This window comes from Streptococcus sp. HF-100 (assembly GCF_015594635.1).
In the GTDB taxonomy this organism is placed as follows: Bacteria; Bacillota; Bacilli; order Lactobacillales; family Streptococcaceae; genus Streptococcus; species Streptococcus vaginalis.
The window spans coordinates 20,977-41,157 of the sequence record NZ_JADNQV010000011.1 but is presented as its reverse complement, the minus strand read 5'-3'; the positions used below and the strand labels follow the sequence as shown (position 1 = coordinate 41,157).

The following is a 20,181-nucleotide window of genomic DNA, read 5'->3' as shown; positions in this document are numbered from 1 at the left end:
TGTACTGCCCCCAAAAAGTTAGACAAAAAATATTAGTGAAAGGATTTAGTTCTGTACTGCACAGGACTAAGTCCTTTTAGTTTTGTTTTAATCCGTTTATTGTTGTAATAAACAATATAAGTTGCAATAGCTTTCTCCAGCTCATCAAGCGATTGATAACTCTTCTCATAACCGTAGAACATCTCCGATTTGAGGATGCCAAAGAAGGACTCCATCATCCCATTGTCTGGACTATTGCCCTTGCGAGACATAGATGGGACAATTCCTTTCGCTTCTAAGAATTGATGATAAGACTGGTGCTGATACTGCCAGCCTTGGTCACTGTGGAGAATGGTTCCCTTGTAGGTTTCAGCAGGAAAATCCTTGGCTAACATTGTTCTGACCTGGTTCAAGTCAGGTGAACGTGACAAGGTAAAGGCAATGATTTCACTATTATACCCATCTAAAATAGGAGACAGGTAGAGCTTTCCATTGACGTTTGGTAAGGCAAATTCGGTTACATCTGTATAGCACTTTTCGTAAGGCCTAGAGCCTTCAAACTGACGCTGAATGAGATTCTCTGCTTTCTTACCAATCTCTCCTTGGTAGGAAGAATATTTCCGTTGACGGCGAATTCGAGCTTGTAGCCCCATCACTTGCATCAATCGCTGAACTTTCTTGTGATTGATATGAAAACCACGATTTTTCAGTTCAAGATGAATTCGACGATAACCATAGTTTCCCTTGTGCTCATCATAAATCAATTGAATTTCAGCTTTTAACTCTTGATCCTTGTCTGGTTTATCTAGCTGTTTTAGCTGGTAATAGTAAGTTGCACGAGAGAGTTTAGCGGTAGCTAGTAGGAAACTTAAGAATCCTTCCTTGACCATCTCTCTAATTGTCTCTGCTTTTCGCGCTCTAAGGCTTCGTCCCTTAAGCGTAACTCCCTCAACTTTTTTAGATAGGCATTCTCCGTTCTAAGACGCTCGTTCTCTTCTTGAAGTCGCTCTAGTTCCGTCATTTCTTCCCAAGTTTTCTTTTTCTTACGTCCCATCTTTGGTGGTCTCCCTCTTTGTTTCTCAACAATAGTATAGCCGTTTTTCTTATATTGTGCCAGCCAATTTGGGAGAGTCCCCCTGTTAGGAAGGGCAAAATCGAGAGAGACTGACAATTGAGAACGCCCTTCAAGAAGAACTTGATGAAGGATTTTTTGCTTTAGTTCAGGAGAATAATAAGTCTTCTTACCTCTCTTGACAATGTCTACTCCATGCCTATCAATTAGTCGAATCAGATATTCGATCCCTGACTGATTGAGGTTAAACTGTTTTGATAATGACTTGAGAGTTGCGCCGCTTTTTCGCAAGTAATAGATTTGAACCTTGTCTTCATAACTTAATTTCATAAAAATAACATCCCAAAAGTTAGAGTTTTCTTGTCTAACTTTTGGGGTGCAGTTCATCATTCCAGCTTTTTGCTTGCCATTCAATCAGAAAAGCATCTTACTATTATGAAATAGCACTCTACCTATCCAATCCTCCACCTGAATAAATAGAATGCCCTCATTTAAACATAAAATTACCAAAATTCGCGAACAAAATCATTTTCTAAGCGTTCACTATAAAACAATTCTGACAACGATTTGTCATCAAAAATACGTAGCAAATTTTTTAAATCATAAGCCAATTCGAGAGTGTCCAACTCTTCACGTGCCACCCACCTAACTTCACCTTCTTCTGATGAGCGGAGATGTCCTGAAAATTCATTTGTACGATAAAGAAAGACCAGATAACGAATGCCTTCTGCTGTGTACCAATGTTTCATACCAACCAGTTTAGGATGATGGATTGTTAGTCCCGTTTCTTCATAAATTTCACGCACAACTGCTTGGTGGAGGCTCTCCTTTTCTTCTATATGTCCACCAGGTAAAGCTGCTCCTGACCAAGAATACATCTTGGGGTCACGAATCTGCATGACAATGCGATTCTGATCGTCTTCAATCAGACACATATTAGTTAAAATTACTTGAGATTTACGAGCCATATTTTTCTCCTCTAAACTTTGTATCGAATAGATAAGAATTTGGGACAGGTTTCATAGTTGCTATCGCAGCCATCAACCTATCCCAATCCTTTATTTTTTAAGCTGTTTTTTCGACTTTTAGGATTTTTACATCATAACTGCCCACAGGTGTTTCAACTGTAGCAGTATCGCCTGTTTTCTTGCCAATTAGAGCTTGTCCAATAGGACTTTCATTAGAAACCTTTCCAGCAAAAGCATCTGCTCCTGCTGCACCCACAATCATATAGACTTCTTCATCCGTTTCACCAACTTCTTGAATCGTAACGGTCTTACCGATAGCAACTTCATCTTGTGCTACTGCATCACTATCTACAATTTCAGCATAGCGAATCTTGGTTTCCAGACTTGAGATTTGTCCTTCAACAAAAGCCTGTTCATCTTTGGCCGCTTCATATTCACTATTTTCTGATAAGTCACCATAAGAACGAGCAATTTTAATACGTTCTACCACTTCTGGACGGCGAACTAATTTAAGTTCTTCTAATTCTTTTTCAAGTTTTTCCTTTTCTTCAAGGGTCATGGGATAAGTTTTTTCTGCCATTATTTTTTCTTCTTTCTATTTTTAAAATAAAGAGGGAGTGGGACAGAACTTATCTTGAAAATTTTAGTTCCTAGTCTCACCCCCGCAGGATTGCTCAACAGTCTGGGAGACTGTTGAGCAATCAGTAGCTGCGTCGTTGGTTTATTATAACTATATACTTTATACTTTGAAGCTGGAAACTTTCGTCCCAGCTTCTTTTTAATATTCGCTTGCTTTGCAAGGTGCATTCTTCATCTAGTCTAAAATACACTTGTAGCAATCTTTTTAGACTTATACATCATTGCTCAGAAGTAGAACAAAATCAAGTTTTAAAAGTTACAATTTTGTCCCGCTTTTTTAATTTGAACTACTTGATTGTGTCAATTTACTATTAACATGTTCTTGAACATTTTTTTCATGTTCTTCATAGGTATTTGCGAAATAAACATTTCCTGTTTCTGTATTGGCTACGAAGTAAAGATAATCCGTTTTGGCTGGATTAACAGTCGCTTCAATAGCAGAAAGACTAGGATTGTCTACAGGACCAGGCATTAAACCGGTATTTTTATAAACATTGTAAGGCGAATCAATATTAGTATCAATCGCAGCGTCTTCTGCTAAGGTTGTCTTTTGACCAAGCTTTCCTTGAGCATACAAAATTGCAATATTGCTTTGCAAAGGCATGTTTTGATTTAAACGATTGTAAAAGACACTTGCGATGTTTTTTCGGTCTTGATCTGTTGAACCTTCTTTTTCAACCAAGGACGCAATTGTCAAAACATCGTGCACAGTCAAGTTCTTTGAGGCTAAAACATCATAATATTGCGACATGGTTTTATCCATTGCTGCTAACATTTGGTCAATGAGCGTTTCAGCAGTTATGCTGTCGGTCACATTGTAAGTAGCAGGGAAAAGATAGCCTTCTAAGCGATACTTAACACCGCTCTCTTTTTTAGCTAAATTGCCTAATAAGTTTGGATATTTTGTAGCTTCCTGAGTGATAAAATTATCATCTTGCACTTTCTTTAAAAACGTATCCGAAGACAATTTATTTTTCTTCAACTTCGCAATCGCTTTTGCAATTTGGTCAATCGTATATCCTTCTGGAATGGTCAATTTTTCCATTGAGGGATCCTGCGGAGTGTCCGTTCCACCTTGCTGTAGCTTTTTAGCAATCGTATCCAAACTCATGCTCTTTTGCAGATTGTAATAACCCGATTGGAAATCTGCATAGTTTTTAAACTTAGCATAATAGCTAAAAATCTGAGCATTTTTGATCAAACCAGCTTTTTCCAAGACCGTTCCAATTGCTTTGGTGCTCGATCCAGTCGGAATCTTAACCGTCACATACTTTGTATTTTTCGCATCAACTGGTTGTAAAGCTGATGTAACATAGCGATAAGCAAAGAAACCAGTTAAACCAATCCCTAAAAGCAGCAAAATTAAGACCGTTTTGACGATTTTTCCGGCGATTTTGTTTTGACGCTTCTTCGTGTTAATCGTTTGAGCAGTCCTATTTGAACGAGAAAGTTTCTTTGTGTCTTGCTCCGTTCCGTAAACTGCAGGTTGAACTAATTCTTTTGGAACCTTGGTTTCTTCAACAGCCTGATTGGTTGGGTAAGAAACAGGGACTTTCGTCGTATGAGTATTAAACTCTTTTTCTTCTTCCCTAGCTACTGCTTCGGCTTCTATTTGCTCAATGGTTGGAAGGGGACTTTCTAAAGGAGCTGGCTCTGGTTCGCCACTTTCTTCTTTTTGAACTTTTGGTATATCCTTTTCAGAAGCAGTTGCTTTCTCTTCTTCCTGTGCAGAAGGAAGCACAGATTGACCCAAACCTAACTTTTCCTGCAAATCATTAGATTCTTCTACAGGTTTTGGTTGTTCAGTTCCCTTTGCTTTAGCCAAGTCGCGCAGAATCTGCTCTTTAAAACTCAGCCCTTCTTTTTCTTGTGAATCTTCAGCCAAATAGTTGACCTCCTTGTTCAATATCCCTACTATTATATCTTAAAAGGTAAATAAAAGCAATAAGAGAATGCCTTTCTTTCAAGCATTCTACAGAATAATCAATTCTTTTCTCCACTATTTGGGAGTTTTCCAAAGCATATCATACCAAACTTCACCTGCATAGGTAGATTGGGATACGCCCTCGTTGATAAAACCATGTTTTTCATAGTAAGCGACCAAATAATCATGACAAGTTAAGTTGATTCCCAAACGCTGGTCGCGAATAGCAATATCCTTCATTGCATTCAACAAACTGCGACCTAATCCCATATTTTGAGCATTTTTATCAATAGATAAACTGGTCAACGAAATATAATGGTCTGTCAAATGACTATAATCTTCTACCTCAGAAGTAAAGGATTGATCTACTAAATGGCGTTCTGGACGAACAGGCCCTTCAAGGTAGCCTAAAATCTGACCGTCTCGTTCAGCTACTAAGAAACTGGTTGTTAATTTTTGGATATGGGCTTCCAAAATCTCTCGACTCAGAGCTTCTTCTGGTCCAAAGTTTTCCCATTCAATAGTCGTAATAGCATCCAAATCTGCTAAATTTGCCTGTCTAATCTTCATTTTCCCTCCTTAAAATATGGATTATCCCAAACGAATTCATGTAAAATAGCATGGCTATCTCCCCTTTCAGAAATTCCTTCATTTATGAAAGCATTCATTTCGTAGTAAGAAATCAAATCATCTGAACAAACCAGCTGAAGACCTTTCTGATTTTGTGCAACAGCTATTTCTTTGCAAGCAGCTAAAAGCAAAGTTCCCAGTCCCTGCTCTTTAAAATCTGGATGAATGGATAAGCGCTGAATCGTCATAAAATCAGAATCTTGCTGCCACTTTGACGAATTGTCTATCATTTCCTTTGTCAAATGACGTGAAAAAACGGCTGACCCTACAAGGTAGCCAGCTATTTTCTCATTTAATTCCGCTATTAAAAAGTTCGTTTGACCCTGTTCAATCCATTTTTGGATTGTTTCTGCACCAGCTGCTTCTGTGGAAAAATTCGCCTCCTCAATCGCAACGATTGCCTTCCAATCTTCCAAAGAAGCTTCTCGAAGGGTGACTTGTGGTATTAGATTACTGGACATTGCTTGTCAAATTGGATAGCAAACGTTCAAAAGAATATTCATAAGTCTGAATATCCCCAGCTCCCATGAAAACATAAACAGCATTTGGGTGTTCTAACAATGGCGAAACATTGTCAACAGTAATAATTTCTGCCTTTTTGATAATTTTTTCAGCTAAATCTTCTACTTTGACATCTCCGTGATCCACCTCACGCGCAGAACCATAGATTTGCGCCAAATAAACAGCATCGGCTTGGTTCAAGGCTTCGGCAAATTCGTCCAAAAGTGCAATGGTTCTGGTAAAAGTATGTGGTTGGAAAATCGCAACAATTTCTTTACTTGGATATTTCTGGCGAGCTGCATCCAAAGTCGCAATAATTTCAGTTGGATGATGCGCAAAATCATCAATTATTGTTGTCCCATTAACCACTTTTTCAGTAAAACGACGTTTCACACCACCAAAAGTGACTAAATGCTCCCGAACTAAATTTAAGTCAAATCCAGCTGTGTATAAGAGCCCAATGACTGCTGTTGCATTCATGATATTGTGACGACCAAAGCTAGGAATCTTAAATTCTCCTAATTCTTGCCCACGGAAAGAAACTTTAAAGCTAGAGCCTGTCGTAGAACGGAGTAAGTCATGAGCGATAAAGTCATTACCTTCCTTAAAGCCATAGTAATAAATAGGAGCGTTAGCTGTGACCCGGCGCAATTCTTTGTCTTCACCGTAAACAAATAACCCTTTGCTAACTTGCTTAGCATAATCATTAAAAGCATTGAAAACATCTTCTAAGCTGGTGAAATAATCTGGGTGGTCGAAGTCAATATTCGTGATAATTGAATATTCAGGATGATAAGGCATAAAATGACGTTCGTATTCATCTGCTTCAAATGCAAAGTATTTCGCATTTGCAGAGCCGCGCCCCGTCCCGTCACCAATCAGGTAACTGGTATCCGTAATGTTTGACAAAACGTGTGCCAACATACCCGTCGTTGATGTCTTTCCATGTGCCCCTGCCACTCCCATGCTGACAAAATCACGCATGAAAGTTCCCAGAAATTCATGGTAGCGCTTATAAGCAATTCCATTTGCATCAGCATAGGCAATTTCAATATTATTATCCGGACGAAAAGCATTTCCTGCAATGACTTCTACATCTGCTTGAAGGTTTTTTTCGTCAAAAGGCAGGATTTTAATTCCTGCTTGCTCTAAGCCACGTTGTGTAAAATAATATTTCTCCACATCGCTTCCCTGAACGTGATGTCCCATTTGATGCAGCATCAATGCTAAAGCACTCATTCCAGAGCCTTTAATCCCGATAAAATGATAGGTTTTTGTCATAATTTCTCCTTAAATGCTAAGAGCGTTAAATTGGGTGAAACCAAGTTCACACAAAAATATTTGGCTCTTGTCAACGTTCGATTATTTTTCTTCCAGCCGTGTTAAATTTAGCTCTTGCGCTATCCGACGCTCTCTTTGGCTTTGCAATTCTTTTTTGTTGTAAATTTGACTTGTCTTTAAAAAGTCATAATTATTTTTAGCTTTTTGGGGCAATTCATTTGGTTGATGTACAGAAGGCTCCGTCTTGATATCTGCCAAAATATATTGGTCCTGTTTCAAATTCCGACTGTATTTTGCCAATTCACTACCATTTTCCTTTTGGAAAAATGCTGTTGGTTGATGTGAAATAGCTGTGTTACCATTCGTAACAGCAAGATAGGAGCGCTTTTTAGCTGTAAAATCCGATGTCAAATAAGCTGCCGAACGTTTCTTTTTTAAATCCGCTCTGGCTTCTTCTCTAGCCAATTCTGCATAACTTTTTGAAGCAGACTTTTTGGCTTTGACAGATTGAACAGCTGAAGTCGCTTGGTAAGACTTTGCCTGTCCTTCTTTTACTTGACTGTCTGCAATTTTTTTTACAATTGGTTCCCATTCTAAATAATTTTTATCGACATAGTCACCATTTATATTACTGATAAAATCGCTTTCATCGTAAAGATTCATACGCGGCATTTCTGATAGCATGACTTCATCATCAGAAATCAACGGAAAAGTTTTTTCTTTCATGAGCACATTTCCTTTCAACACTTCATTATAACCTATTGGTGCTATTTTTCAAGTGTTTCTGTAGAAATTCCTAGAATTTCTCGTATTTCAGCAACGGTTAGGCTGCTACGGGATTCTGTTCCATCTAGGATAGTTGATACGAGATGACGCTTGCTTTCCTGCAACTCTTGAATTTTTTCTTCAATCGTTCCTCGCGTAATCAATCGATATACTTCTACATTTCTTTCTTGACCCATACGGTGAGCTCGACCAATTGCCTGAGACTCTACTGCTGGGTTCCACCAAAGGTCTACTAAGATAACAGTATCAGCACCAGTTAGATTCAAGCCAACACCACCAGCTTTTAAAGAGATTAAAAAAGCGTCTCCTTCCCCATTATTAAAAGCATTTGTCATTTCTTGCCGCTCTTTTGCTGGTGTAGAACCTGTAATTTTAAATGTCTCCATTTTCATCTTTTTCAATTCTTTTTCGATAATGTCTAGCATTCCTCGGAATTGAGAAAAGATTAACACACGGTGGCTTCCTGTCTGAATCTGCTCTAATAGTTCTAGCAGGCTTTCTAGTTTGCCACTATCTCCATGATAGTCCTCCATAAAGAGCGCAGGAGTATCGCAGATTTGACGTAATCGCATCAAGCCAGATAAGATTTCCATTTTGCTGCGATTAAGTTCTTCCTCTGTAGAAGTAAGCACACGCTCCTGCATTTGTTTTAGTTGCGCTAGGTAGATAGCCTTTTGACTATCTGCAAGCTCATTGCGATAAGAAACTTCGATGAGTTCTGGCAATTCTTGCAAGACATCTTCTTTCTTCCGCCGCATGACAAATGGTTTGATAAAACGAGCAACAGTTTCTGCAGGCAGTTTCAAAAAGTTCTTTTTGCTAGGTAATAATCCTGGTAAAACAATTTGAAAAATAGACCATAATTCTCCAAGATTATTTTCAATCGGTGTTCCAGAAAGAGCAAAGGTATTTTTGACCTCAAAATTTCGTAAATGATGAGCAATCTTGGTCTGTGCATTTTTCATGACCTGCGCTTCATCTAAAAAGAGATAATCGAAGTTCAATTGACTATATTCTTCAACATCTTGACGGAAAGAAGCATAGCTTGTAATCATCACCTGATGACCTTCTGCAATCAAGTTATCTCTGACTGGTTTTAATCCATAAATGACCGCTACATCCATTTCTGGTGCAAATTTCGCAAACTCATCCAGCCAATTGTAAATCAAACTAGATGGAGCCAAAATCAAAACATTGGTCTCTTTTTTTAGCTGACTACTTAAAAAGGCAATGGTTTGAAGGGTTTTTCCCAACCCCATATCATCTGCTAAAATACCACCAAATCCGTAACGATGAAGCATAGACATCCATTTGACACCCGTTTCTTGGTAATCACGCAAAGTTGCTTCCACTTTTAATGTAGGTAGCGCAAACTCCTCTGGATGCGTCAAGTCAAAGGCTAAATGGCGGAACTCCTCTGAAAAGCTAACTTTTTCTTGGTCTTTAAACAATTCAGATAGCTGATAAGCAGCAATCTTCTGCGTTTGGAAAATGCCGTCTTTTCCTTTTTTAGCTCGTAAATCCTGTAAGGTTTTGCTGACTCTTTTTGTTTCTTCGTCAAAAACGAGCACCTTGCCAGAGCGACTAATGAAATAATCATTAGCCGAAAAAAGAGCTTCTAAAGCATCATCCACTTCCACTTGGTCAATACTTGTAAAATCAAACCCGATGTCCAACAAGCCACCATTTGTCTGAACAGAAACTGCCGGTCTTTCCACTTGGTACAAGGCTGTCAGGTTTTCTGCCACAGATACCCTTCCCAAGCGTCTAAAATGAGGCAGAGTCGCCGTGAAAAAGGAGTAGATTTCTTGTGGTTGCAATGGTGGACGAGTGCTTGTGAAATCTGCTTCAAAACCAGCAGACAGAGCTTGTTGAAAAACCCTTTGTTCTAACTGAAAATCGCTGGCAAATGGCAGTTCTTCCAACTTAAAACGAGTATCCACAACACGATTTCCATAATCAAACTGGATTTTGAGATGAATTTCCTGAGTATCCAATAACTCGAAATCAAACAGCGGAGTGAACGTATGAATCACCAGACTTTCCGGTGCGTGAATAGAGCCGACTTTGCCAAATTCTAATAGTCCTGAAGCTAGTTTTGCTTGATCGCTTGTATCAAATTGAAGGCGTTTTTTGCGATCGGTATCCACAGGCAATTCTCGAATCACCTGAATCATCCGCTTTTGTTGCTCCGTCAGTTGATAGAAATGATCCCCATAAAAAATAAAGTCACCACCATACAAGATTTTATAATTTTGCTCTGTAATGGTGAGTTCAAAATAATCCAAATTTTCCTCTACTGTAAAATCATAGATGCCTACTTCAGCATGCAAATCTTGGAAAAAGATTTTGTCATAGTCATAAAGACTGTATTCTAAGCGAAAATGTGGTAAATTCATGAGTCGATTTACGCCTTCTTCAAACAGACTAGACGGAAAATAAAGATGTCTAGCTGCATTTGGAAAGATAAAAGAAGTATCTTGATCTTGCTGATAAGAAACAAGTCCTCGTAAAAACTGGATCACCTCTTGACTAGCTTCATCAAAAGCAGCCAATTGCATTTTTTCATAATAGTGCTTACCGATTTGATAATAATCGCTTTTTTCAACAATCTTTAAAAAAGCACGAATATCTCGAATAACATAGGAGCGTTCATCTGGCAAACGACTGATGCGCAAGGTCCACAAAAATTGTCCTGTATAATCATCTTCTTGCCCAACAGCAGCCAGTTCATAGCGAACGGCTACATCTTCTGTCTGGAGGATTTTATCCAAGAAGAGACTGCCAAATGAGACCTTCGTTTGAGTTTCTTCTGAAGTTGTCTGCTCCTCTTCTAGATTTGCCAAAACGACTTTCCCTTCAGGATCATTTTTTAGAAAATATTCTAAGCCTGCTAGATGAGCACAGTATTTCTTTTTTTGAAAAAAATCACAGGCGCAAAAAATGGCTTCATCATCCAAGCTATATCGCAGATTGTGATTTTCCACTCGGCTGTAAATCATCTGATCTTTCACTTTGAGAATTTCAATTTTCCCTGCTTCGTAAAGAGCAATTCCTTCCGTCCGAATCTTCCCAGGAATCAATTTTGCCATAAGTACCACCTTTATTTTATCTATTCATTATACCATATTTTCAGCATAAAGAAAAAAAGCAAGGTTCTCCTCGCTTTCTTTTAGAAAATGTCCTCGTTGAGCTTTTTATAGCATTTAGTGCGTGCAATCAACACTTTCATAAAACCGACTAGCAATATTGTATTTCCTATTACTAAGAATACTAAAAGGAGCCAAATTCCCAGTAAAAGTATAGAGAATTTTGTTATCATCAACCAAATGACGCCCAATGTTATAGCAGCCAAGAAAAGATGTGCAATTCCTACAACTATCAAACTAAAAAGTGATAACCAATAGCGAAAACCAAACGGTTTGTACTTTCTATCATCATAATGAATATTCACATAAGCTGCACTTGCAATTCCAATGAGCATCACTTTAGCAATATTTATCCAATTCATATTTCTTTCTCACATAAGTACGTTAGACTAGTTATCTTGTACTGTACCACTTCTACTATTTTTATGTTCAGCCTTGTTTAGTTAGTTCCGCCCTACTTCCGCTTTCTGGCAATGAGATGAATTGGTGTTCCTTCAAATACGAAAGCTTTGCGGATTTGGTTTTCTAGGAAGCGCATATAAGAAAAGTGCATGAGCTCTTCTTCATTGACGAAAATAACAAAGGTTGGCGGTTTGGTCGCAACTTGTGTCGCATAGAAGATTTTCAGCCGTTTACCTTTGTCGGTCGGTGTCGGATTAATCGCAATGGCATCCATGATGACGTCGTTGAGAACAGCTGACGGAATGCGAGTATTTTGACTTTGACTAATTCTCTTAATCATGCCTGGCAATTGATGCAAACGTTGCTTAGTCAGAGCTGATACAAAGACAATCGGTGCATAAGAGAGATACTGAAATTGGTCGCGAATATCGGCTTCCCAATTTTGCATGGTCTTGTTATCTTTTTCCAGCGTATCCCACTTGTTAACAACGATAACAATTCCTTTACCTGCTTCATGAGCAAAACCAGCAATCCGCTTATCATACTCGCGAATGCCCTCTTCAGCATTGAGCACCATAAGCACCACATCAGATCGGTCAATCGCTCGCATAGCTCGCATAACAGAATACTTCTCTGTATTTTCATAGACCTTGCCTGACTTGCGCATACCTGCTGTATCAATCATGGTAAATTCTTGTCCCTCATTGTCCGTAAAGACCGTGTCAATCGCATCACGAGTAGTTCCAGCCACAGGACTAGCAATCACACGGTCTTCTCCTAAAATCGCATTGATTAAGCTAGACTTGCCGACATTGGGACGACCGATGAGGCTGAATTTAATCATGTCTGGATTTTCAACGGCTTCTTCATTAGGGAGATTTTCAACAATGGCATCTAAAATATCCCCCGTTCCAATCCCATGAACAGAAGAAACGGGATAAGGGTCACCCAAACCAAGCGCATAAAAATCAAAAATTTCACTACGCATCTCTGGGTTATCTACTTTATTAACCGCTAGAATAATCGGCTTGTGGGTCTTGTAGAGCATACGAGCCACATATTCATCCGCATCTGTAATACCTTCTTTTCCAGACACCACAAAAACGATGACATCCGCTTCCTCCATAGCAATCTCTGCTTGGTGCTTGATTTGCTCCATAAAAGGCGCATCTACATCATCAATCCCGCCTGTATCAATCATGCTAAACTTGCGATTCAGCCACTCAGCCGTTGCATAAATACGGTCTCTGGTCACTCCTTCAACATCCTCAACAATCGAAATCCGCTCCCCGGCAATCCGGTTAAAAAGTGTTGATTTGCCGACATTAGGACGGCCGACAATGGCAATAGTTGGTAGAGCCATAGTGTTCCTCTTTCTGTTCTAAGAAGCTGGGGCAAAAGCGCTCAGCTTCACTTGTTTATGTAGTTATAATTACAGGGCGCAGCGGTTTGGAGAAACTCTATTGACTTTAGGCAATTTAGAATTTCCCATGTACAATTGACTAGGCAATTAGTGCCAATCAAACACTGCTAAGTGGGGTCTAATGCGCTGATAAATCAGCTTTTATATCCCTTTTGACGTCAAGTTTTACTTGACTTTATTTCCAACCTCGGAAGGTTTCCCAAACCTTTCGAGCTGTGCGGGCAAGCCAACAAAATCGAATTGTTTCGAAATGACCGATTTTGTCTCACTCTCTTTATTTTACAATAATTTCTTGTCTTGTAATAGATTTTGACTAGCAAGATTGGGCTTTTGAGCAAATTGCTTCGCTAGTCGCTCGCTCCATGTATCAGTTGCTCGATCTCCAGCATAGTCTGCTTGAATCTGATCATAGTTCTGAATAACAGATGTGTCCTGTTCTTGATAGTTTTCTTCAAAAACGACTGTTTCATACGGCAAACGTGGTTTAACAGCATGGTGCTGATCCGGCTTTCCCAAAGCCATTCCAAAAATAGGATGCGTATAATCTGGTAAGTTAAACAGCTCTGCTATTTCCCTAGAAGCATAGCGAATCAAGCCAATGATGACCCCGCCATATCCCAGACTTTCAGCCGCCAAAAGAGTATTCTGCGCGACCAGACTAGCGTCAACAGAACTAATCAGAAGATTCTCCACTCCTTGTGAGTAAAAGGTATCCGTATGAAGTCGCACACCTTTCTCAGCTCGATTGAGGTCTCCGATAAAAAGAAGAAAAACAGATGACTGACGAATAGCCTCCTGAGGCACCAAATCAAACAAGGCTGCTTTCTTTTCTTGATTGCGAACAACAATAATCGAATAAGATTGGAAATTCTTCCAGCTAGAGGCTGCTCGACCAGCATCAATAATCGCCTTCAAATCCTCATCTGAAATCTGCTCATCTGTAAAACGACGAACAGAAGTATGCTTTTTCATCAAATCAATCGTTTCATTCATCGGCGATTTTCTCCTTCCAGACGAACTTCCTCTGCTAAGAATTTTATTCTTTCCATGACCCGACGAGCCTGCCAAGTTTCATCTCCGTTTTTGGATGTCGCAAAATGCCGTTCCAAATCCGCAAAATTAAAATTCGATGTAAAGAAAGTTGGCAAATTTTCCTGCATCCGGTGCTGTAAAATAACCTGCAAAATCTCATCTCGCATCCACGGACTTGATTGCTCCGCACCGATATCATCCAAAATCAAGACTTGCGCTACTTTTACTTCATCAATCTTTTCCTTAACCAGACCAGAAGAAATAGCATTCTTTACATCCAAAACAAAACTAGGATAATGAAGCAAGGTCGTGGAAACACTGCGTTTTTCCGACAAATCATGTGCTAAGGCTGCCATCATGTAACTTTTTCCCACGCCAAAATCACCATAAAGGTAAATCGCTTTTTTGTAGTTTGGATAATCTGCCACAAAATTCGTCAGCAACTCAAAAGCCTTATAACGACCAACATCGTCCAAATCCACTTTTGCCAAACTAGCTTCCTTGAGACTAGCCGGAAGACTAATTAAATTTAACCGTGCATTGATAGTTGCTTGTTTCTGCGCTTCGACTAGTTCTGGAGTTTCTTCATAAGAAACGTCTGCATACCCCTCATTCTTCACCAATATCGGCTTATAGCCTTTGGCAATATACGCTTTATCACCTAGCAAGAAACGGTTTCGCTCAGAAATATACTGATTAAACTTAGAAATGCTTCGTTTGATTTCAGCAGGTGTCAATCGCTCAGACTGGATAAAAGCCGCCACATCTGGATCGGCAACGATTTGTTTCACCAACTCTTCATAGTCAAATTGACGAGCTTGTTTCCTATGCGCCATCGTTTGTCCAACACTCTCCATCTAGTCACCTCCTTGGTCTAATTTCGCTAAAAGTTTTCTCTTTTGCTCCTCTAGCTCAGCCTGCTTTTCAGCACTTGTTTCATTCTTATAGTCAGGATTGCTCCAGTCGGGAACATTGCTCTTTGAAGTAGCCGTTTGATTTGCTTTTTTGCTTGGTTGTTGATTTCGTTCACGAATCCGCAAAACTGCTTCTTCTGCCGATGACACTTCCTGATATGAAAAGTCATTTGCTACTTTCAAAGCGTATTTTTCATTGAGATTAGCCGAATCCACTTTGTTAAAAGTCAACAGCAAAATCACATTGATCACTTCATCTAACAGTCCCAAATTAGCCAGTTCTTGCAAACACTGACGTTCTCCTCGTGTGATTGTCGCATGCTTGGTTTTTTTGATTTCTGCCAAAAACTGCATGGCTGACTTACTCTTAGCCTCTCGGATAATCGTTTGTTCAGCATTAGAAAATCCGCTTACAGCAGGTTTTTGATTTAATTTTTGTTTCATTCGCTTGGTCGAAATCACATGACCGACAGCCGTTTCCTTAGCCAACAAATAGGTCTCATACCAAGTCCAATTTTGTTGCTCTGAAATAGCAAAGAGTACCAGCAAATCTTCTTTTTCATTTTCAAAACGTAGGTTTTCTCGCGCCATCAATTGTTTGAAGTAATCCAATTCAAAATGATTCTGTTTTGATTGCATCTCTGCCTTTGCATCTTCCACTTGAAAAATCTCTGACAGCTTCACACCTTGCTTCTCACCCTTTGGTTGACTAGGCAACAAAGCCTCTACCGCAGCTTCACCAATCTTCTTTTCTAACAGGCGCTTGTAAACAGGATTGCTTAAAAACTCACCAGACGATAATGTGGGCTGCAAATAGACCTGAAAATGATTCTCTGCATGATAAAGCTCTACTAACTGCATAGCAGACAACATTTCTAAACTTTTTTGCAAGTCATTCATCCCCAGATTGAGATGATTCAAAATGTGCCCAAAAGTATAAGATGATTTTCCATCGTCCCAAAAAGCAAGAAAATATTGATAGATAGAAGTCGCATCAAACCCTAGAATTGGCAAATACAGACGAATCAAATTGGTACTATCCTGACTAATCAGATTATTCTTCACAAAAGAAAATTGATCATTCGGTTTCATCTATTGTTCCTTTTTCTTTTTAGCTGTTTTTGTAATCTGTTTCAAGAGGTTTTCCAGCTCGCTCACATCTTTAAAGCTACGATAAACACTAGCAAAACGAACATAAGTAATTTCATCTAAATCCGCCAACTCTTCCATAACCAAACCACCGATATACTCGCTTGCGATCTCATTTTCATTACTACTGCGCACTTTTTGCTCAATTCGGCTAACAATTGCTTCAATCTCATCACTAGAAACAGGACGTTTTTGCGCCGAACGAATGATTCCATTAAAGATCTTATCTCTTGAAAATTGTTCCCGCGTGCCATCCTTTTTAACGACAACGAGCGTCCGTTCTTCTACACGTTCATAAGTCGTAAAGCGATACTGACATTCATCACACTCACGCCGACGACGGATTGTGTTGCCATCTTCTGCTTGCCGACTGTCAATAACACTTGATTTACTACCACCACACTTAGGACAACGCATCTGCTTCCCTCCTGAATTCTTAATACTTCATTATACCATGTTTTAAGAAATAACAAAAGATAGGAACTTCCTCACGAAAACATATAATAATCCGTTATCCTATTTACTTCTCTCAAGAAATTTTATATAATAATTGTAAACGTTATCACTTTAAGGAGAATTATGATGAAAAGATTTTTTTCTGTTGCCTTTTTTAAAGACAAAAAGAATATTGCTATTCTAGCTTTAATTGTTCTTTTGTTGGTTTCCTTTTTTACCAAAGGAAACCAGCGCGAAAATGGGGAAGAATATAAAGTACAGATTCAAAAATTAACAAAAAGCAAAGAAGGAAAAAGCAGCAGAGGAAAAGAAGAAAAAGGAAGAAGAGGCGAGAAAGAAAGCGGAAAAAGCTAAGCAAGAAAAAGCAGCAAAAGAACAAGAAATAGCTAGACAAGCAGAAGAAAAACGAAAACAAGAAGAAGCTGCGGCTGCTCAAGCGCAGCAACAACAAGAGGCTGCTACAGTACAAGAAGCTCAACAGCAGGAACGAACCGTTTATGTAGCTCGTAATGGAACTGCTGAGGTTTATTGGTACAGTATAGATAATATGCCACGCAATACACGGTTTGACAGAGTAGTCACCATGACTGAAGCCGATGCTATCAATGCTGGAAAACGCCACACCTCTAAAGAATGACAATCAAAAACGGGAAGTTTTATCTTGAACTTCCCGTTTTTGATTGTTAAAATGCAACTTCTGCTTCTAACCCAAAATGGTCACTAACGACAGGTGTTGCTTTGCCGTCAAAAACAACAGCAGATTTTTTAACGTTAAAATCTTTACTCGTAAAGATATAATCAATTTTTAGAGCATCCTTGTTTCCAGCCCAGCCGGCAATATCGCCTTCAACTGTTGCTGTACCAATGACTGTAGCCGCAACAACATGACTGTCTTGCAGAGCAAGCGGACTTTTTAGAATGTGCCGATAACCCTCATAACCGACGGGATTGTTAAAATCTCCCATCAATACTAGAGGCATATCGCGCTGCAACAATTCTTTTTCTACTTGTACCCATTCTTCTTGGAAGCCTTTGTCCCACCAAGAAAGATGACAGGAAGCCACCGTTACAAGCCGTCCATCTACTTCTGTTTCCGCCAAAAGTACTTTTCTAGTGTGATAATCCGTTGGATCGTTGGCATCTGAAACCAATAACTCACTTGGTTTCAACGGCTTTAAGGATAAAATAGCGACTCCCTCATGAAACCGATCAAAACCAATATGATTATAAGCCCAAGACCAATGATAAATAAGACCTTTCTCTATCAATCTCTCCACGAGACAATGCGCAAAGTGGTCTTTATGAATCGCAATGGCGCCATCTACCGCATGATAAAATGGAGCCTGAACAACCTGTTCAGACTCCATTTCTTGATTGACTTCCTGCAGGCAAATGACATCATATTTTTCTTGAAGAATCCGCTCAGCTAGTTGATCTAGCTTTTTTTCTTGCTCATCTTCCATCCAACTATGAGTATTTAAAGTCAGGAATTTTGCCATGATTTCTCTTTTCTATTTACAATCCTACTTTAGCAACCACTGTTTTCGCTGCTACTTTGCCAAATGTTTCAACAGTGACAGATTTAATAGCTTGTGCATTTGTGAAGACAACAACTGTTGAAGTTTCACGACCTGCCGCTTTGATAGCTTCTAAATCAGCTGTCACAAGAAGATCACCTGCTGCAACTTTTTGCCCTTCTGCAACATGCACTTCAAATGGTTTACCTTCAAGACTGACCGTATCAAGTCCGATATGAACAAGCACTTCAAGACCATTATCAGTCAAGAGACCAAGAGCATGTTTTGTAGGGAAAATGCTTGTAATCGTACCTGCTACTGGTGAGTAGATATTTCCATTTTCAGGTTCAACAGCAAATCCGTCACCCATCATTTTTTGTGAAAAGACAGGATCTTTAACATCAGAGATAGCAATAACTTCACCATCAGCAACCGTTTCAATTTCTTCTGTTACACCTTTGTAGCTCACTTCTGCTGCTTGTGAAGCTGTCATTTGACTCGGAAGAGTTTCGGGAATCACTTCACCTGAGTCAAGTAAGTCTTGAATATCAGATTTCAGAACGTCCGCTTTCGGACCATAAATGGCTTGAACACCTTGGCCTTTCATCACCAAGCCCATTGCTCCTTCAGCTTTCCATTGTTCTTCTGTACCAACTTTTTCAGCATCTTTGACAGTCACACGGAGACGTGTCATACAGGCATCTACATCAACGATATTTGCGCGTCCGCCAAGAAGGTTGATAATATTTACTGCTTGAGAAGCTTCAGCTACTTTGCCACCAGCTTGAGCAGATGAATCACCATCTTCTCCATCAGCTGTTTCATAGTTACCATTACGTCCTGGAGTTGCGTAGTTAAATTTCTTAATCATGAAGTTTGCAATGAAGTACATTATCACTGCAAAGAGCACTGTTACCCAAACAAAATTAATAATATCCATACCCAAACCAGCATTGATGGCTAGTGGAGTACGAGTCAGAAATTCGATTGAACCAAATGAGTGCATACGCAAGTGAACAACGTCAGCCATTGCAAAGGCTAACCCTTGCACAACAGCATACACCAAATAAAGAGGTGTTGCAACAAACATAAACATGTATTCAATTGGTTCTGTAACACCTGTTAAGAAAGTTGCAAGTCCTGTTGCAATCATCATCCCTTTGTATTTATGTTTCTTATCATCATCTACATTTCGATAAATTGCAAAGGCAACCCCCATCAAAATACCAAATGAACCAATCATTTGCCCAACTTTAAAACGAGCTGGAGTAATACTATTTAGAAGATGTTGATATTGGTCAGCGTGTGAACCTTTTAAATTAACAAGGTCTGTTACCCAAGCCAACCATAATGGATCTTGACCAAATACAGTCGTTCCTTTAGCAGCCCCTGTCAACACTTCATATGTCCCACCTAATTGAGTATAGTTGATTGGAATTGTCAACATATGGTGAAGTCCAAATGGTAAAAGAAGACGTTCTAAAGTACCAAACAAGAATGGTGCGAGAATTGGAGCTGTCTTTTGAGAGTTAGCAATCCAAATACCAAAATTGTTGATTCCAGTTTGAACAACTGGCCAAAATACTGCAAGAATCAAAGCCACAATTGTAGAACGCAAAATAACAACGAATGGCACAAACCGTTTACCATTAAAGAATGAAAGCGCATCTGGTAATTTACGGTAATTATAATATTTGTTGTAAGCAGTTGCTCCAACAAAACCGGCAATGATACCAACAAACACCCCCATATTAAGAGCAGGAGCTTCAAGTACACTTACAAAATAATCAGCCACCTTAATGGTTCCACCAAAGACAGTTTTTACAGTAGCTCCTTGTTTTGTAAGAAGGTCTGAAGTTACTCCAAAAAAGACCCCTGTAATACGGTTAATTAAAATAAATGAAAGTCCGGCCGCAAATGCACCACCAGCACGTTCCTTTGCCCAGCTACCTCCAATAGCTAATGCAAACAAAATGTGAAGGTTTCCGATAACTCCCCAACCAATTTGCTCAAGAATACCGCCTGTTGTAACAAGAGCAGCTACGTTTGGATTGATCATTGGAATTGACTTACCAATACTGATCATCAAACCAGCCGCGGGCATTACTGCGATAACGACCATCAGAGCTTTTCCGAATTTTTGCCAAAATTCGAAACTGAATATGTTTTTGAATGTCTCTTTCATCATTCATATCTCCTTATAAAATTTTCCGCAAGCGCTTTCCGCAAACGTTTGCATTTATTTGACTCTTTAATTATATCATATATTTCTATTTTGTAAAGCGTTTTTATATAATATTTTAAAAATTTTTCCTATTTCTTGCTTACAAATTGTAATAGACTAGGGAAATACGCCCAT

General features: G+C 39.2%; 17 protein-coding genes and 1 pseudogene. 1 reads left to right on the top strand and 17 read right to left on the bottom strand.

Annotated features, from left to right (window positions below):
- Positions 1 to 32: 32 nt before the first annotated feature.
- From IYQ23_RS09205 to nrdR, 15 genes are all read right to left on the bottom strand, one after another.
- Positions 33 to 1,381, bottom strand: a protein-coding gene (locus IYQ23_RS09205; protein ID WP_195674710.1) for an IS3 family transposase whose coding sequence is annotated in 2 segments (ribosomal slippage) — positions 33 to 919 and positions 919 to 1,381 — 1,350 coding nt in all. Because the reading frame shifts where the segments join, the coding sequence is not laid out codon by codon here.
- A 173-nt stretch (positions 1,382 to 1,554) separates the two neighbouring features.
- On the bottom strand, positions 1,555 to 2,019 hold the full coding sequence (locus IYQ23_RS09200; RefSeq protein ID WP_195673362.1) for an 8-oxo-dGTP diphosphatase: 465 nt from the start codon (positions 2,017 to 2,019) through the stop codon (positions 1,555 to 1,557).
- Positions 2,020 to 2,116: 97 nt separating this feature from the next.
- On the bottom strand, positions 2,117 to 2,599 hold the full coding sequence (gene greA, locus IYQ23_RS09195; RefSeq protein ID WP_003023612.1) for a transcription elongation factor GreA: 483 nt from the start codon (positions 2,597 to 2,599) through the stop codon (positions 2,117 to 2,119).
- Between the two features lie 336 nt (positions 2,600 to 2,935).
- Positions 2,936 to 4,543 (bottom strand): endolytic transglycosylase MltG, encoded by a 1,608-nt coding sequence (mltG, locus tag IYQ23_RS09190; protein WP_195674709.1) that lies wholly within the window; start codon positions 4,541 to 4,543, stop codon positions 2,936 to 2,938.
- Between the two features lie 114 nt (positions 4,544 to 4,657).
- A complete protein-coding gene (locus tag IYQ23_RS09185) occupies positions 4,658 to 5,152 on the bottom strand; it encodes a GNAT family N-acetyltransferase (protein ID WP_021001970.1) in 495 nt (164 codons plus the stop codon).
- On the bottom strand, positions 5,149 to 5,673 hold the full coding sequence (locus IYQ23_RS09180; protein ID WP_126467492.1) for a GNAT family N-acetyltransferase: 525 nt from the start codon (positions 5,671 to 5,673) through the stop codon (positions 5,149 to 5,151). Before IYQ23_RS09180 ends, IYQ23_RS09185 begins: the two co-directional genes overlap by 4 nt.
- A complete protein-coding gene (gene murC / locus IYQ23_RS09175) occupies positions 5,663 to 6,994 on the bottom strand; it encodes a UDP-N-acetylmuramate--L-alanine ligase (protein ID WP_049507859.1) in 1,332 nt (443 codons plus the stop codon). Before murC ends, IYQ23_RS09180 begins: the two co-directional genes overlap by 11 nt.
- Positions 6,995 to 7,075: 81 nt before the next feature.
- Complete coding sequence (locus tag IYQ23_RS09170) at positions 7,076 to 7,720, bottom strand: cystathionine gamma-synthase (RefSeq protein ID WP_195674708.1); 645 nt, start codon at positions 7,718 to 7,720, stop codon at positions 7,076 to 7,078.
- Positions 7,721 to 7,761: 41 nt separating this feature from the next.
- Entirely contained in the window at positions 7,762 to 10,872 is a 3,111-nt protein-coding gene (locus IYQ23_RS09165; RefSeq protein WP_195674707.1) for a DEAD/DEAH box helicase, read from the bottom strand.
- A gap of 80 nt (positions 10,873 to 10,952) precedes the next feature.
- Positions 10,953 to 11,291, bottom strand: coding sequence for a hypothetical protein (locus IYQ23_RS09160; protein ID WP_195674706.1), 339 nt, complete (start codon positions 11,289 to 11,291; stop codon positions 10,953 to 10,955).
- Between the two features lie 92 nt (positions 11,292 to 11,383).
- Positions 11,384 to 12,694, bottom strand: coding sequence for a ribosome biogenesis GTPase Der (der, locus tag IYQ23_RS09155; RefSeq protein WP_101800964.1), 1,311 nt, complete (start codon positions 12,692 to 12,694; stop codon positions 11,384 to 11,386).
- Between the two features lie 339 nt (positions 12,695 to 13,033).
- On the bottom strand, positions 13,034 to 13,747 hold the full coding sequence (locus tag IYQ23_RS09150; protein WP_195674705.1) for an NADPH-dependent oxidoreductase: 714 nt from the start codon (positions 13,745 to 13,747) through the stop codon (positions 13,034 to 13,036).
- Positions 13,744 to 14,643 (bottom strand): primosomal protein DnaI, encoded by a 900-nt coding sequence (gene dnaI / locus IYQ23_RS09145; RefSeq protein ID WP_021001977.1) that lies wholly within the window; start codon positions 14,641 to 14,643, stop codon positions 13,744 to 13,746. The genes IYQ23_RS09150 and dnaI overlap by 4 nt, the downstream gene beginning before the upstream one ends.
- Positions 14,644 to 15,792, bottom strand: coding sequence for a DNA helicase (locus IYQ23_RS09140; RefSeq protein WP_195674704.1), 1,149 nt, complete (start codon positions 15,790 to 15,792; stop codon positions 14,644 to 14,646).
- Positions 15,793 to 16,266, bottom strand: coding sequence for a transcriptional regulator NrdR (nrdR, locus tag IYQ23_RS09135; RefSeq protein ID WP_022526962.1), 474 nt, complete (start codon positions 16,264 to 16,266; stop codon positions 15,793 to 15,795).
- A gap of 165 nt (positions 16,267 to 16,431) precedes the next feature.
- Between nrdR and IYQ23_RS09130 the strand changes: the two are divergent.
- Positions 16,432 to 16,942, top strand: a pseudogene (locus IYQ23_RS09130) (hypothetical protein).
- A 46-nt stretch (positions 16,943 to 16,988) separates the two neighbouring features.
- Here IYQ23_RS09130 and IYQ23_RS09125 read toward each other — a convergent pair.
- On the bottom strand, positions 16,989 to 17,804 hold the full coding sequence (locus IYQ23_RS09125) for an endonuclease/exonuclease/phosphatase family protein (RefSeq protein ID WP_022526964.1): 816 nt from the start codon (positions 17,802 to 17,804) through the stop codon (positions 16,989 to 16,991).
- A 16-nt stretch (positions 17,805 to 17,820) separates the two neighbouring features.
- Complete coding sequence (locus IYQ23_RS09120) at positions 17,821 to 20,010, bottom strand: PTS transporter subunit IIBC (RefSeq protein ID WP_037593860.1); 2,190 nt, start codon at positions 20,008 to 20,010, stop codon at positions 17,821 to 17,823.
- Positions 20,011 to 20,181 lie beyond the last annotated feature (171 nt).